Genomic DNA, 14488 nt, shown 5'->3' on the forward strand with positions numbered 1-14488 from the left:
CGTTTCACAGAAGCCGCATAACGGACTGTCAGGCGCGCGAGAGAGCGGCACGGCGACGATGCCGGGCGACTCTTTCCCGGTTCCCGCAGACCTCACTGGAGCACCAACGCCTCCTGCGCCCCCGGGACGTATCGAGATAAACGATCGGACAGTTGTCGCCCTCGCACTCCCTCAGACCGGCCCGCGCGACGGGGTCGGTGAGCAGTTCCAGAGCGTCCCGGGCGACGGCACCGAGCAGGGCGGCGCACTCGGGCGGGTGATCCAACTCACGTACGAGAGTGCCGTCTTCACGGCGTACGGCACGCGGGGCGGGCGGCGCGGCACGGGCGATGTCGTTCACCCGGGCGAGCGCGATGTCGTACGACGGCCAGGGCTCGGGATTGAGACCCCCGCGCACCAACTGGCCGACGAGTCCGCGCAGTTCACGGAACCCGACGAGCCAGGTGGCGTCGGCGTGGGCGAGCGGGGTGTCCGGCGGGACGAGTCCGGACCGCGCGATCCAGGTGCGCAGCACCTCCGCCGAGTCGAACCGTTCCTCGGGGTGCGTGGTCGCGAGGAGATCCAGACAGATCCGCCCGGCGTCGAACCGCAGCTCGTACGCGTCCGTGGCCGTAGCCAGTGCCATGTGCCTGTCACCGCCTAGGGGGTTAGCCCGGTCAGGAGGGGTCGGTGAGGTGCCGTGCGTGCCGTGAAATGCCGTGAATGCTGTGCGTGCCCTGAATTGGTGCGGGCCCTGAATTGGTGCGTGCCGGAATGGTGCGTGCCGTGCTGCCGAGCGTGCCGTGCTGCCGTCAGGAGGGCTGGGGGACCGTTTCCCTCTAACAGTGCCTGCCCGCTCTCGGGGCCGGAACCCCTCGTACCGGTCGAGGGGCGCTGGACGACCGCGTGTGCGGCTGCGCGTGACGGCCATGTTCCGGGAGCGGCCGGGTCCGTTGACTGAGGGGCATGACACGAAACGACAGGATCGCCGGAACCGTACTGGGCGCGGCCACGGTCGCCATGGGCCTGATCGCCGGGGCCTTCTATGTCTTCGCCTGCGCGGTGATGCCGGGGCTGGCGCGCAGCGACGACCGGGTCTACGTCGAGGTCATGCGCGACATCAACGACGTCATCCAGAACCCGGTGTTCCTGCTGAGCTTCCTCGGGGCGCTGGTGCTGACGGCGGTGTCCGCGTGGCAGTTGCGCGGGGAGCCGTACCGGCGCTGGGTGTGGGCGGCGACGGCCGCGTACGCGCTGGCCTTCGTGGTCACGGTCGCCTTCAACATCCCGCTGAACGACGGGCTTGCGGGGGCCGGTGATCCGGGGGCGCTGCGGGAGGAGTTCGAGGGGCCCTGGGTGGTGTGGAACGGGGTGCGGGGGGCTTTGTCCACGGTGGCGTCGGGGTGCTTGGCGAGGGCGCTGGTGGGATACGGCCGGGGTCGGTCGGTATCTCTCAGCCCGTCCGGCGTCTGAGGACGAGGCCCTTCAGGGCCGAAGCGGGGGTCTGGGGGCGGCAGCCCCCGGCGAGGGCGACACCGACGCCGGGTGCCTCGCTCACGCGTCCGCGTACTTCGCGTCCGCCGCCGGATCCAACGCCAGGCGATACCCCCGCTTCACCACCGTCTGGATCAGCTTCGGCGCCCCGAGAGCCGTCCGCAGCCGGGCCATCGCGGTCTCCACCGCATGCTCATCGCGGCCGGCTCCCGGCAGGGCCCGCAGCAGTTCCGCCCGCGCCACCACCCATCCCGGCCGCCGGGACAGGGCCCGCAGCAGGGACATGCCCGCGGGCGGCACGGGACGCAGCGCCCCGTCGACCAGAACCGCGTGACCGCGGATCTCCACCCGGTGCCCGGCGATCGGCAGCGAGCGCGACCGGGTCGGCAGCTCCTGGCACAGCAGCTGGACCAGCGGCCCGAGCCGGAAGCGCTGGGGCTGGACCGTGTCGACGCCGCGGGCCTGCAACGGCAGCGCGGTGACCGGACCGACGCAGGCCGGAACGACGTCGTGGTGGAGGGCGGAGAGCAGTTCGGGAAGGAGCCCGCGTTCCTCGGCCCGCGACAGCAGCGAGGCCGCGGCCGGGGCGCTGGTGAAGGTGATGGCGTCGACGCCACGGGACACGGCGGCGTCCAGCAGCCGGTCGACCGGGCCGATGTCCTCCGGCGGCAGCCACCGGTACACCGGCACCCCGAGCACCTCCGCTCCCCCGGCCCGCAACGCCTCCACGAACCCGGGCAGCGGCTCACCGTGCAGCTGGATGGCGATACGGCGCCCGTCGACGCCCTCCTCCAGCAGCCGGTCCAGCACCTCGGCCATGGACTCGCTGGACGGCGACCAGTCCTCGGTCAGCCCGGCGGCGCGGACCGCGCCCTTCACCTTCGGCCCGCGCGCGAGCAGCTCGACCCCGCGCAGCCGCGCCAGCAGGTCCTCGCCCAGTCCCCACCCGTCGGCGGCCTCGATCCAGCCCCGGAACCCGATGGCGGTCGTGGCGACCACGACATCGGGCGTGCGCTGGATGATCTCCTTGGTGGCGGCCAGCAGCTCACTGTCGTCGGCGAGCTGCACGATCCGCAGGGCAGGGGCGTGCAGGACGGCGGCGCCGCGGCGCTGGAGCAGCGCCCCGAGCTCGTCGGCCCGGCGCGCGGCGGTCACGCCCACGGTGAATCCCGCGAGCGGGCCGTGTTCCGGTTGCTGCTGTTCGTCGTACATAAACTCTCGTCCCGCACTTGAGTTGTGGTGCCTTGCGCCAGGCGGTTGCACCGAGGGAGTTCCTGACTTCACCCAGAGTGGTCCACCTGCATGCCGAACGAGCCTGTCAACGGTGCGTGACAGGCTCGGTTCGACTTCATGTCGGCAGTGTTACGTCACACCTCGGCGTAGCTGAGCTGCGGCTTTGCCTCGGTCGCTGATGTGGCGTGGGTCTCGGAGGCGGCCGGGCGGCGAAGGTATACGGCCCAGGTGACCACGAAGCAGAGGCCGTAGAAGGCGAGGAAGGAGACGAAGGCGCCGGTGCCGGAGCCCACGGTGAGGAAGGACTGGCGGAAGGCGAGGTTGATGCCGAGTCCGCCGAGCGCGCCCACCGCACCGATGAGGCCCATGGAGGCACCGGAGAGCCGGCGGCCGTACACCGCGGCTTCCTCACCTTCGAGCCCCTTGGCGAGGGCCTTCGCGTGGAAGATGCCGGGGATCATCTTGAACGTCGAGCCGTTGCCGAGGCCGGACAGGACGAACAGGGCGATGAACGCGGTGGTGAACAGCGGCAGCGACTTCTGCATCGAGGCCACGACGACGACCCCGGTCGCGGCGGCCATGGCGACGTAGTTCCACAGCGTGATCTTCGCACCGCCGTACCGGTCGGCGAGCCAGCCTCCGACGGGGCGGATCAGGGAGCCGAGCAGCGGGCCGATGAAGGTGACGTAGGCGGACTGGAGCGGCGTACGGCCGAACTGGGTCTGCAGGACCAGTCCGAACGCGAAGCTGTAGCCGATGAACGAACCGAACGTGCCGATGTAGAGGAAGGACATGATCCAGGTGTGGGCGTCCTTCGCGGCGTCCTTGGCGGCGCCGGTGTCGTTCTTCACGGACGAGATGCTGTCCATGTTCAGCCACGCGAGGACGGCGGCGATCACGATGAACGGGATGTAGATCCCGAGCAGCAGACGCGGGCCGCCGCTGGCACCGATGACCGCGAGACCGACGAGCTGCACGACGGGTACGCCGATGTTGCCGCCGCCGGCGTTGAGCCCGAGCGCCCACCCCTTCTTGCGCAGGGGGAAGAAGGCGTTGATGTTGGTCATGGAGGAGGCGAAGTTACCGCCACCGACGCCGGCCAGCATCGCGCACAGCAGGAAGGTGTTGAACGAGGTCCCCGGTTCCATCACGGCGAACGCGGCGACCGTCGGCAGGAGCAGCAGGCTCGCCGAGATGACCGTCCACATCCGGCCACCGAAGATGGCGACGGCGAAGGTGTAGGGCACGCGGACTATGGCGCCGACCAGCGTGGCCATCGAGACGATGAAGAACTTGTCGGCGGGGGTGAGCCCGTACTCCGGTCCCATGAAGAGCACCATCACGGACCACAGGGTCCAGATCGAGAACCCGATGTGCTCGGAGAGGACGGAGAAGAAGAGGTTCCGGCGGGCGATCTTCTCTCCGGTCTCGTTCCAGAACGTCTCGTTCTCGGGGTCCCAGTGATCGATCCAGCGGCCTCCCCTGCTTGCGGCGGGGGCTGTGCTAGGGGCTGTCATGACGCCTCCACGGTGCTTCGGGGCTCGGTCTCGCTATGAGTGGCTGGTCCCGAAGGTAGGGAGGGCTCGTTTCCGGGCTGTGGCGACGGGTGACCGGAAGGGAACTTTGCTCTCACCCGGCGGGAAGGGCGGATGAGAGGTTGTGGCAGTCGTCCCTATATAAGGGCGAGATATAGGGACGGGGGCGTCAGCGCTGCGGGGGCTGCCAGTGGGGGTTCTGCTGGGGGTACGGCGGCTGGGGGTATGGGGGCTGGGGGGTCTGCTGCTGGGGAGCCTGTCGGGGGTAGGGCTGCGGCTGGCCGTACGGCTGCTGGGGCTGGCCGTAGGGCGGCTGGGGCTGGCCGTAGGGCGGCTGGGGCTGGGGTTGCTGCGGTGTGGCGTAGGGGCCCGGGGCGGGCTGGTTGCCGTACTGGCCCGGGGCGGCGGGCTGGGGAGGGTACGCACCCGGGGCCTGGGCGGCGGGCTGACCCGGGTAGGCGCCGGGGGCCTGCCGGCCGTAGGGCCCGGCGGCGAAGGGGTTCCCCTGCCCGTGCATCTGCCCGGGTGCCTGCCCCGCGTACTGCCCCGGCATCTGCGCACCCGGCGGCAGATACCGCACCCGACCGCCCTCGTCGGTGATCGGCATGAACCCGGCGGCCTGGAGCCGGGCCGCGAACTTGACGTTGCGCTTGCGGTTGACGGCGAAGCCGATGCCGACGATCGCCATGAAGAACGCCCAGGTGAGGAACGCCGCGACCCAGGCGCCGGCGTCCGCGCCGAGCCGCACCCCCAGGATCCCGGCGCCGACGGTGAGGCCGATGGCCGCGTAGCCCATCCGCTTCTCGGCGTGCTTGCCGGTGAGGTCGAAGTTGATGCGGGCCTTGAGGAGCTCGAAGGCGTCGGGCACGAGGGGCGGTACGGAGACCCCGTCGTGGGCGTCCGGATACTGCGCCCAGTTCTGCGCGGCGCGGGCACGGGCCTGGGGGCTGGGGTCGGGCGCGATCATCATGACGAGCGCGTTGTTGCGGCCGCCGCTCTGCCGTACGTCCACGTACTCGTACCCGAACTGCTGGGCGGTGAAGGCGAGCGTGGCGAGCTTCTTCACGGAGGCCATGGGACTGGTGAGCTCGACGGGCCCCCCGCCCGCCATCAGCCGCAGCATCTTCTGCACTTGCCGCTTACTCATCGCCGTCCACTCCCCACCGGGCCACCCTGGGGCCCCGTTCACTTCCGTACCATCGTCAGTGTTTCACGGGGTCTGAGGGTCGGAACCTGGGTGGCGGTGCTTCACAGGGTCTTGGTGGAACCTCGCCGCAGGGATGAAGTGTCGGTTTCGCGGATCATGCGGAGAGGCGGCCGGCATCCGAGCAGTCGGTGTCCTCCGTCGTCATCACATCGCTTGGCGAAGCTCCGCCACCGTCGACACCGATGACCTGCGGGGCCCCACCGGAAAGCTCCAGTGAGGCCCCATAAGCCAAACCAGATTCGCAGTTCAGATATTGAAGGGGAGCTCGAACCCCGCACTCCTCGACGACTCAGCTCGGGCCGACCGGCTGCACGCACTGTACGAACTCGCCCTGCGCACCGGCCTCCGAAAGGCGAACTCCTCGGCCTCCACTGGGACGACCTGGCCCCCAACTCAGGCACCGCCGCCATCCGCCACTCACTCCAGCGCACCCGAACCGGCGGCCTCACCCACCTGCCCACCAAAACCCGAGCCTCCGAACGCCACATCGACCTCCCGACCGAGTGCACCCACTCCCTCAAGGAGCACAAGCAGCAGCAGGAACAAGAGCCAACCCCACCCGCCGCTTCCTCAACTTCCTTGACCGGGCCGGGCTCCGGCGCATCCGCCTCCACGACCTGCGCCACTCGACCGCCACCCTGCTCCTGGAACAGCGTCAACCTCGTCGTGATCAAGGAGCTGTTGGGTCACGCCCACATCGGGGCTCGACGGTCCTGTTGGCCACGATCCGACCCGCGACGACGGCAACGACCCGCCACTGTGCGGAGCCATCGTCCGCTGACGTTGCCGTCAACTACTGCCGTCAGACACCGCACAGGCCCCACCGGAAGGCTCCGGCGGGGCCTATAGTTCGCTATCGCTCACGACGCGATCACGGGCTGAGGGCCAACCTCACTCCCCCTCTGGGCGCCAAGTCCCCCAGTAGAAGAATTCCAGCTGCCATTCACCGCCACCCTCAGATTCGATCGTTTCCGACGCATTCTGAAGATGCCACGACGTGTTGACGAACAGGCGCAAATCCCAACCCGCAAGAACATCCGAGTTCAGAAGTCCCACGACCAATCGGCGCGGCTTCTCCTGAAACTCGGCAGACAGCAAGTCGAAGAACCCATCCCAGCCACCACGAAAGTAGCTCGGGAAGTCAAGCTCCCGCCCAACCGCTAGAGAGGCGTCACGCTCGGATTGGAAGCGTGAGGCATCGACGCATCGGACCCCGAATCCCTGGCCTTCTACGCGACGCCTGACCTCATCCTGGCGAACCTCTGGAAGCAGATAGGGCGGGGCAGACAGCCCTGGGATGACACTAGAGATCGGTCGCCACTGCACGTTCCCTCAACCTTTCGCCAACCCCTCATCGAAGCCGGATGAAATTGTCGTAGTGATTGGAGGTGTAATACACCTCACCCTTCCGCCCGAATACGAGACGCTCCATCCCTCGATTTCCCGTCCCTCTACCGGAAGGCCAAACATCGCTCTCCGTGTAGTAGCCGAGCGGCCTATCGGGAAGCTGCCTATTTCCATTGCCGTACTCTCCGGCAGGTCGACCCCTCCGGCCGCCCTGATGCGTCATGGCAGGCGGTCGCCCATTCATGTCATAGAAGTCAACGACCTCTTGGACTCTGCTCCGGGTTGCGGATTTGCTCTGGCCGAAGATCCCTTCCTTGAGCGGGGAGCCGAAGAGGCAGTTGCTGTTATGAACGAGGACCGGAGTTGCCCCAGCCAGCACATAGTACGTGTGCAGGTCATCAACTGTGAGGTTGTAAGTTCGTGCATGCCTGGTGAAAGACCGGTTGGCCGTGACGATGACGGTGTCACCCTTGTCGGTGAGCAGGGTCATGCCCGGCTTGAGGTTCCTCGCTGCAACCCACTCTCGCTCCGACGGGGACCAGAACGGGTGTTCATGCGTGGCCGTCAGTTTCTCGATGCCGTCCGCTGTTGCGATGGACAGCTCGTTGAAGTGTTTGTCGTCCTCGGTGACGATGAGGCGGGTGACTTTTCTGGGGCCCGACCTGCCGGTCTGTGGGTCAGTAGCCAGGACCTTGTCGCCGACTTCGACGTCCTCGATGTCCTTGGTGGTGCCGTCGGCCATGAGGACATCCGTGCCGGCCAGGAAGCACCTGGCACAGCCCCACTTCACCTTCCCGACCCCGCGCGCACCGAGATACGTCATGATCGACTGGAAGCCCACGTTGCCGCATATCGGACATGTGTCAATGGTGTTGATGCTGTCGACGTGCTTCCAGCCGTCGTAGAACTTGCGGAGTGCGCCGCACTCGTCAATCGCGCTGGTACCGGCCGTGCATCGCTCACGGAAATAGAGCTCGACCATCAACTCATAGCTGAGGTCACTGAAGTAGACGCTGTTCCGCTGAAGCTGTCCAATGCTTGGGAGCTTCTTCTGGTACTGCTGGTAGATCTTCTTCGGCGGCAGAGCAGGCTTGCCGTTGCCGAGGTCGACGGCGACGGACTGCCCTCCTCCACCATTGCCAACGGAGTCCCCGCAGGTGTAGTAGCAGCCACCGGGGCCGGTACCACCGGTGGGGACACCAGGGTTGTTCGGCCGCGAAGTGGCTTCGGGATGCGGCTCGCTGTGGCCCGTTCCGTCGTCGATCCACAGGCCCGTGGGGTCAGCGTGCGAGACCGGGCTGTTGTTGCTGTAGATGTAGCCGTTCATCTGGAGCGGGTCCGCGAAGTCGATCACCGGGTCCGCCGACAGGAAACGGCCGGAGTTCTGGTCGTACTCGCGGGCGCCGATGTGGGTCAGGCCGGTGGCCGCGTCATCGATGCCCACGCCCAGGTAGCCGCGTTTGTTGGGCCAGTTGGTCGGCTTGGTGCCCCGGGGCTCGCCGTACGGCTTGGACTCGCGGCGGGTGACGGGCTGGCCGGTGGACTCTTCCACGGATGTGTTCGCCGTACCGAGGTGGTCCGCGAGGAGGACGTTCAGCTTGTGGCCCGTCGTCGCGCCGTTGCTCGTGGTGCGGGTCACCGTAGGTGCGCCGGGTTGGGCGTAGGAGCGGGAAGCCTTGGTGATCGCACCCGTGGAGTTCGTCGTCACCTCGGTCTCGCCCAGGTAGAGCGTCGATCCCGACGGTGAGTTCTCCAGGATGCGGTTGCCGGCGGCGTCGTAGACGTACGTCGTCTTCTTGCCGTCGTCGGTGATCGTGTCGAGCCTGTTCTCGGACGTCCAGGTCAGGCTCTGCGTACTGGCGGGCAGATCACGAGTCTCGGTGTTGCCGACGTCGTCGTACGTGTAACTGCTGCCCTTGCCCGACGGGTTGGAGCTGATCCACTTCATGGTGTGCGGCTGCGCGGTGGTGCCGTAGCCGTACGTGTAGGTGACGTTCTTGGTCGCGTCCGCGGGGTCGTTTTCCGTCAGCGTGGCGCGGTTGCCCAGCCAGTCGAAGGTGAAGGACTGGTGGTACGCCGTCGTGCCCGAGGCAACAGTCGTCGTGTCGGGAGCCGTAGCCGCCAGGGTCGACGACAAGGACGCGTCCGGGCTCGACTTGTCGCTCGCGGTGTCCGGGGCGTGGGCCACCGGGCCGGAGGAGTTGCGGTAGTCAGTGCGATAGCCCCACGTCGTGCCGTTCGACGCCTTGCAACCGGTGGCGTTGCCGCCCGGGGTGATGTTCGACGTCCAGGCGTTCACCAGCTCGCCCATCACGTCGTACGTGAAGCACTGGGTGTCCCACGTCGAACCGGAAGCCTCCGACAGCTTGCGGGAGTTGGACGTGATGGTGCCGGACGCGTCGTACGAGTAGTAGCTGTCCGTGATGCGGTGCGGTCCGGAGGTCTCGCGGTCGGTGACCGTGCGGTGGAGGCTGCCCGTGTGGGGGTCCACGAAGTTGGTCGTCCAGACCCGGTAGGGCTGGGAGCTGGACACCGTCCGCAGGACCTCGCCGTACGGCGAGTACGTCGCGTCGGACGTGTACCAGGCGAGTCCCGAGGTCGACTCGGGCAGGCCGTCGCCGTTGTAGCGGGTGACGACCTTCTCCTTCGCCAGTCCCCCCACGGCGGGCAAGGTGACCGACTGTGGCTTGCCGGTCTGGGTGTAGGTGTATGCGGACGGGTAGGTGCCCGCCAGACCTGCCGTCAGCGGGTTCGACGGGATCACCGTCTCACTGCCCGTGGGCCGGTAGTCGGTGTCGTAGCCGGTGACCCGGTTGATGTAGTCGCCGCCCGACGTGTGCCGGGTCGAGGCGACCGGCTGGCCCAGCGCGCCCGGCAGGGAGTCGTATGTGAACGACTTGACCGGCGGAGCGGTTGCCGAGCCCTCACGGACGAGCGTGACCCGGTCGAGTTCGTCGTAGTCCGTGTACGTCGTCCGCGCCTCGGCGTCCGTCACCTTGACCGGACGGTCGGCGTCGTCGTACGAGGTCTCCGTCCTGCCGGTGTCCGGGTCGGTGGTCGACGTCACTCGGCCCCGGGCGTCATACGTGTAGGTCCAGGTGTTGCCCGCCGGGTCGGTGACCTTCGTGCGGTAGCCGCGGGCGTCGTACTCGTACGTCGTCTTGCGGCCGCTGCTCTCGGAGGTGGCCGGTTCCCAGTTGGTCGTGGCCGCGTTGTCCTTGTAGTGGCGGATCGCGGTGACCCGGCCGAGGGCGTCGGTGTATGTGCGCGTCTGCGGGGCGGTCGAACCCGCCGGGTCCGTGAAGGCGCTGGTGTCCGTGTGAAAGGTGTACGCCGCGTACCGGTAGGCATCGCCGTGGTACGTCAGCTGGATCGCCGGCCGTTCCAGACCGTCGTAGCCGTACGTGACACGGCTCGGGATCAGCGCTTTCGATCTCGGCTCGAACAACTCGGCCGTCGGCTCGCCCTTCGCGAGGTAGCCGCTCGTCTGCTCACGGGCCAGGCCATGGTCGTCGTACTTCGTGTCGGTGATGATCCGGCCGGGGCCGTGCGCCTCGGACTGGGTCTGGACCTGGCGCATCAGGCCGTCGTAGATCGCCACCTGACGGCTGTACGTACCGTCGTCCTTCAGCGTCTTCATGGTGACAGCGGCGGGCCTGGTCTCGGCTGAGGTGGCCACCGCCGCCTGGTACGCGATCTCCACGTCCGGGGACTTGCCGCCCGAGGAACGGGACGGCGACCAGCCCTTCACCAGGCGGCCGAGGGCGTCGTACTCGTGGCGCATGACCCGGCCGTTGGCGTCGGTGACCGTCAGCGCCAGGCTGCGGCCCGGGTCGAAGGTCGTGGTGACGGCATGGCCCTTGGCGTTGATCGTCTTCACCGAGGTGACCGGACCGCCCGTGTCCGCAGGCGTGTACTGCGTCTCTGTGGTGCCGACCTCCGGCTCGGTGACGGTGCGGGTGCGGCCCAGTGGGTCGTACGTGGTTTTGGTGACGACCGAGTAGGAGGTTCCGGCGCCGTTGATCCCGGCAGCGGAGGTGACCCGCCCCTTCGTCGGTGTCTCGCCGTACCCCAGGTCGTCGTAGCTGTTCCGCACCGCCTTGATGAGCTTGGTAGCCGGGTCCGCCGTGTCGTGGGCCGCGCAGGAGGTGCCCGTGCTGCGCTGCTCCTTCGGCAGACCGATCAGCCACGCGGACGTGTTGTGCACATACGACGTCTTGGTGCAGGTCTGGTCGGAGAGGGTCTCACCGGCGCTGCCGTTCGGCTTGACCACCGCGGTCTCCACCTGGACCGGCAGGCCGTAGGTGTCGTCGACCGTCGTCAGCGTCCGGACCGCCCGCCAGCCCTTGTCGACCGGCTGGATCTCCTCCGTACGCTCGACCCCCCTGCGGTGTGCGAGCAGCGGATCCATGTCCGTGCCGTTCTCGGCCTCCCGCGAGCGTGACGCGGTCTGCTTGGACCAGGGGTAGTTGAGCGTGCGCTTGTGGAGCCGCTTGTCGGCGTCCCGGTAGCTGATGGTCTCCGCCGTCATGCCCGCGTACTGCGGTGCGTCGTCGGCGAGCAGCGTGTACGTGCCCGTGGAGTCCTTGACCGTCCCGCCCACGCCCTGGAAGTACCGGGTCTCGGAGTACGACTGGGCCTGCGGGAAGTTCAGCTGGTTGCTGGTTCTGCTGCCCTTGGTGACGGCCACCTGGCGGTAGCCGCGCCAGACGCTGTGCGTACGCAGGGACGGGCGGGTGAACTCGTCGTCGTTCTTGGCCCAGGCGGGGTCCGTGTACCTGTACGTGGTGTGGACGGGCTTGCCGTGGGAGGTGACCTTGTCGGTCTCGGTCACGGAGTCGACGACGTACTTGTTGAACCAGGACTTCGCGGGTGTCTTCTCGTCGCCGTCGGGCGACCAGCGGACGGGGTAACAGGTGCCGTTCCGCTCGCCCTTGTCCTCGGACGGCTCGGTGGCGCAGCCGCCCGTGTACTCGACCTCGATGTCACCGCCGTACTCCGTGGCGACCGTGCCGATGCGCGGGCGGGTGAACGCGGGGCGCTGGTCGTTCCGGCCGCTCGGCACGAGATTCGGCAGCTGGCGATCCTTCAGGCGGTCGCGCAGGGGCGAGGTGGAGCCGACCGAGTACTCGGCGAAGCTGACTCCGTCCCCGTGCTGGAGGGTGCCCGTGGTGTCGCCGGGGGCGAAGCCGCGACGGGTGATCGAGTTGAGCCACAGGCCGGGGGCCGTGTCGTACCAGTCCTCGGGGAAGGACTGGTGGAGCTGGTACGTGTCGACCTTGCCGAGGCCGGTCTGTCCCGCGCGGGCGGCCTTCGTCGTCACCGTGTCCAGGCGCATCTGCGTCCAGAAGGACGGGAACGACGGGCACAGCTTCGACGTGGCCTTGCAGTTGAGGTTGCCGGGCGTGTCCCACCAGGGGCGGTACGCGCCCGGGTCGTCGGTCTTGGCGAAGTTCGTCGAGGCGCAGGCGGCCACCGACTTCAGGCAGCGCTGCTCGGCGCCGAACTCGACGGTGGCGGACGGCTTGGTCAGGTCGGACGGGCGCATGCCGTACTCGATCGACATCGGGTAGGCGTAGCGGTCGTACTGTTCTGGAGCCGTGAACTTCTTCTTGACGGCGTAGTGGTTCGTCTCCTGCTTCCAGTTGACGACCATCGTGTTGCCGTGCACGTCGACGACCTTGTCCAGGCCCCAGTGCCAGGCCTGCTTCTTGCCGGCGCCGCAGCGGGAGTCGGCGAAGACTGTGGCGTGGCAGGGTTCGCCGGGGTGGTTGCCGAAGACCGGGACCGTGGAAACGGAGGTCGTGTCGGCGTGGCCGCCGCCGACCTGGTCGAGGCCGAAGTAGTACTTCGTGCCGTCCCTCTGCGTGACGATCCAGTACTCGCCGTTGTCGTCGCCGTTGCTGCCGCCCGTCCGGCGCTCCACACGGGTTCCATCGTCGCTCTGGGGGCGGTAGATCTCGGTGTCGGTCTCGGGGTTGCTGCCCGCCGGTGCGTCTCGCACGAGCTCCACGCTCCGGCCGCCCAGCGACATCACCGCGTTGTACGACACCCAGCACAGGTCGGACGTCTTGTCCTTCTTGGCCGTGTTGTTGGGCGTGCCGGACTTCAACGCCTTGCGGTCGTCCTGGCAGGTGCGGTAGCGGCGCTCGATGTGGCCGGGGTCGTAGTCCCAGCCCTCTCCGATCCAGGAGGCCTGGGGGGAGGACACCGCGACACGGCCGTCCACCGTCTGGGAGTTGTAGTTGAGGGAGATGGCGGGGGCCGGGCCGGCCGGGGCCGCGGGCACCAGCAGCGGGTACGACCAGCTGAACGCGCCGGAGGAACCGCCCGCCTCCCACTTGCCGCTGGAGGTCAGGGGCGTGGCCTTGAAGGTGCCGCCCGCGCCGCCGCCGGAGTCGACCGCGCCGACGACCGCGGCGTCTCCGGTCGCCGCAACCGGGGTGGCCGATGTGCGGTACGCGGCCTGGGCGATGGACGGGCCGCCGTCGGAGTCGCCGGTCGGCGCCGAGGCCGGCGTCACGGTGCCGTCTGCCGCGGTGTCGACCGTCGCCGTGATCGACTGGGTCTTCGTGTCGTTGGTCGTCTCCAGCTCCTCGTACGTCTGGCACGCCTCGACGTCCGGCGTGGTCAGGTAGCACTCGGGGAACTGGACGAAGCGCAGCCGGGAGGCCCAGTCGGCGCCGTACAGGTTCTTGAACTTGGCGTAGTCGAGCTTGACCGAGATCGGGACCGAACCGGTGTCCGGGGCCTGGACCTTGACTACGGCGCCGTCGACGCCTTGGGAGACGGGCGCGGTGCGATCGAAGACCTGGACGGACCAGGTGCCGGTGGGGGCCGGCTGGTCCGGGGCCTGTCCGAGGCTGACGGGGAGGTTTTCGACGGGGCTCAGGGCGACCTGCCGGGCGGTCGTGCCCGTGCGGGCCGAGGCCTGGGTCGCGGCCGAAGCCGTGGAGCCGAAGCTGATCGTCCCGGAGCCGGCGGCCGGAGCGGTGGCCGTACCCGCGGGAGCCGCTTCCTGGTCCTCCGGGACCTCGACCTTCAGGGTCTCCAAGTCCTGGCGGAAGGTCTCGCCGACGACCGGCTCGTCCTGGTCGAGCGTCTCCAGGTCCAGGGTCTCGCGGCCCTTCTCCTCCACCGCGGGGTCGGGCGGCAGCGCCAGCGACTGCGCGGGCAGGAGACCCACCAGCAGGGCGGCGCCGAGGGCGGGTACGACGGCCGTGCGCAGACGACGCAGACGACGGCCACGGCGACGGACATGCGAAGAACGACCGAACACGACGAGGTCCCCCCGGACCACTGAGGCGGGACCGGGATCGGACCACGCGTGATGGCGTATCAGATGGCAGATTTTGTGACGATGCCGTGGAGTTCCGCTAGATCAACTGTGCGAATGTGATGACCATCACGGTGCGTAAGGATTCATAGCGGAATGTGAGGGAACAGGCAGCGCTTTCCCGAGTTAACGGACACCCTCACCGCTCCGCGATCATTCGCCCAATCCATCCGACTCACTGATAAATAGCCCCGGAATTCCGGAACTTGGGGGAGGGTTCGCGGCGATTTGCCCCAAGGGCGGTGCGGCTCCGACCAGTTGTGGACCGGCACGCCCAACCACCTTTACGGCTCGCCCGGTTGATCGACTCAGCTCGGCCGCCGGTATCCGAAGCGTGACGACAGGCCGCTCATGGGT

Annotated in this window: 7 protein-coding genes and 1 pseudogene; 2 read left to right on the forward strand and 6 right to left on the reverse strand. The window is 68.2% G+C overall.

Annotation, left to right across the window (positions count from 1 at the left end; all coding sequences use genetic code 11):
- Positions 1 to 28 precede the first annotated feature (28 nt).
- Positions 29 to 625 (reverse strand): CGNR zinc finger domain-containing protein, encoded by a 597-nt coding sequence (locus tag ACFWYS_RS39045; protein WP_384779948.1) that lies wholly within the window; start codon positions 623 to 625, stop codon positions 29 to 31.
- A gap of 320 nt (positions 626 to 945) precedes the next feature.
- Here ACFWYS_RS39045 and ACFWYS_RS39050 point away from each other — a divergent pair, with 320 nt between their 5' ends.
- Complete coding sequence (locus ACFWYS_RS39050; protein ID WP_384779950.1) at positions 946 to 1452, forward strand: DUF1772 domain-containing protein; 507 nt, start codon at positions 946 to 948, stop codon at positions 1450 to 1452.
- Positions 1453 to 1533: 81 nt separating this feature from the next.
- Here the strand turns inward: ACFWYS_RS39050 and ACFWYS_RS39055 are convergent, their stop codons facing one another.
- From ACFWYS_RS39055 to ACFWYS_RS39065, 3 genes are all read right to left on the reverse strand, one after another.
- Entirely contained in the window at positions 1534 to 2685 is a 1152-nt protein-coding gene (locus ACFWYS_RS39055; protein ID WP_384779953.1) for a uroporphyrinogen-III synthase, read from the reverse strand.
- Between the two features lie 155 nt (positions 2686 to 2840).
- Positions 2841 to 4223: a nitrate/nitrite transporter gene (locus tag ACFWYS_RS39060; RefSeq protein ID WP_384779956.1), complete on the reverse strand. Its 1383-nt coding sequence runs from the start codon at positions 4221 to 4223 to the stop codon at positions 2841 to 2843.
- A gap of 187 nt (positions 4224 to 4410) precedes the next feature.
- Entirely contained in the window at positions 4411 to 5388 is a 978-nt protein-coding gene (locus ACFWYS_RS39065) for a hypothetical protein (protein ID WP_384779959.1), read from the reverse strand.
- A gap of 346 nt (positions 5389 to 5734) precedes the next feature.
- On the opposite strand from ACFWYS_RS39065, the pseudogene ACFWYS_RS39070 reads away from it, so the two are divergent.
- Positions 5735 to 6150, forward strand: a pseudogene (locus tag ACFWYS_RS39070) (site-specific integrase); the annotation flags it as partial.
- Between the two features lie 189 nt (positions 6151 to 6339).
- On the opposite strand, the gene ACFWYS_RS39075 reads toward ACFWYS_RS39070, so the two are convergent.
- A complete protein-coding gene (locus ACFWYS_RS39075; protein WP_384779962.1) occupies positions 6340 to 6774 on the reverse strand; it encodes a barstar family protein in 435 nt (144 codons plus the stop codon).
- A gap of 25 nt (positions 6775 to 6799) precedes the next feature.
- A complete protein-coding gene (locus tag ACFWYS_RS39080; RefSeq protein ID WP_384779965.1) occupies positions 6800 to 14074 on the reverse strand; it encodes a polymorphic toxin-type HINT domain-containing protein in 7275 nt (2424 codons plus the stop codon).
- Positions 14075 to 14488 lie beyond the last annotated feature (414 nt).

The sequence above is a fragment of the Streptomyces sp. NPDC059010 genome, assembly GCF_042740355.1.
Classification (GTDB): Bacteria; Actinomycetota; Actinomycetes; order Streptomycetales; family Streptomycetaceae; genus Streptomyces.

Bases quoted from the DNA above. Each gene is read 5' to 3' on its own strand.
- ACFWYS_RS39045 (WP_384779948.1), bottom strand. From the start codon at position 625: ATGGCACTGGCTACGGCCACGGACGCGTACGAGCTGCGGTTCGACGCC.
- ACFWYS_RS39065 (WP_384779959.1), bottom strand. From the start codon at position 5,388: ATGAGTAAGCGGCAAGTGCAGAAGATGCTGCGGCTGATGGCGGGCGGG.
- ACFWYS_RS39050 (WP_384779950.1), top strand. From the start codon at position 946: ATGACACGAAACGACAGGATCGCCGGAACCGTACTGGGCGCGGCCACG.
- ACFWYS_RS39055 (WP_384779953.1), bottom strand. From the start codon at position 2,685: ATGTACGACGAACAGCAGCAACCGGAACACGGCCCGCTCGCGGGATTC.
- ACFWYS_RS39060 (WP_384779956.1), bottom strand. From the start codon at position 4,223: ATGACAGCCCCTAGCACAGCCCCCGCCGCAAGCAGGGGAGGCCGCTGG.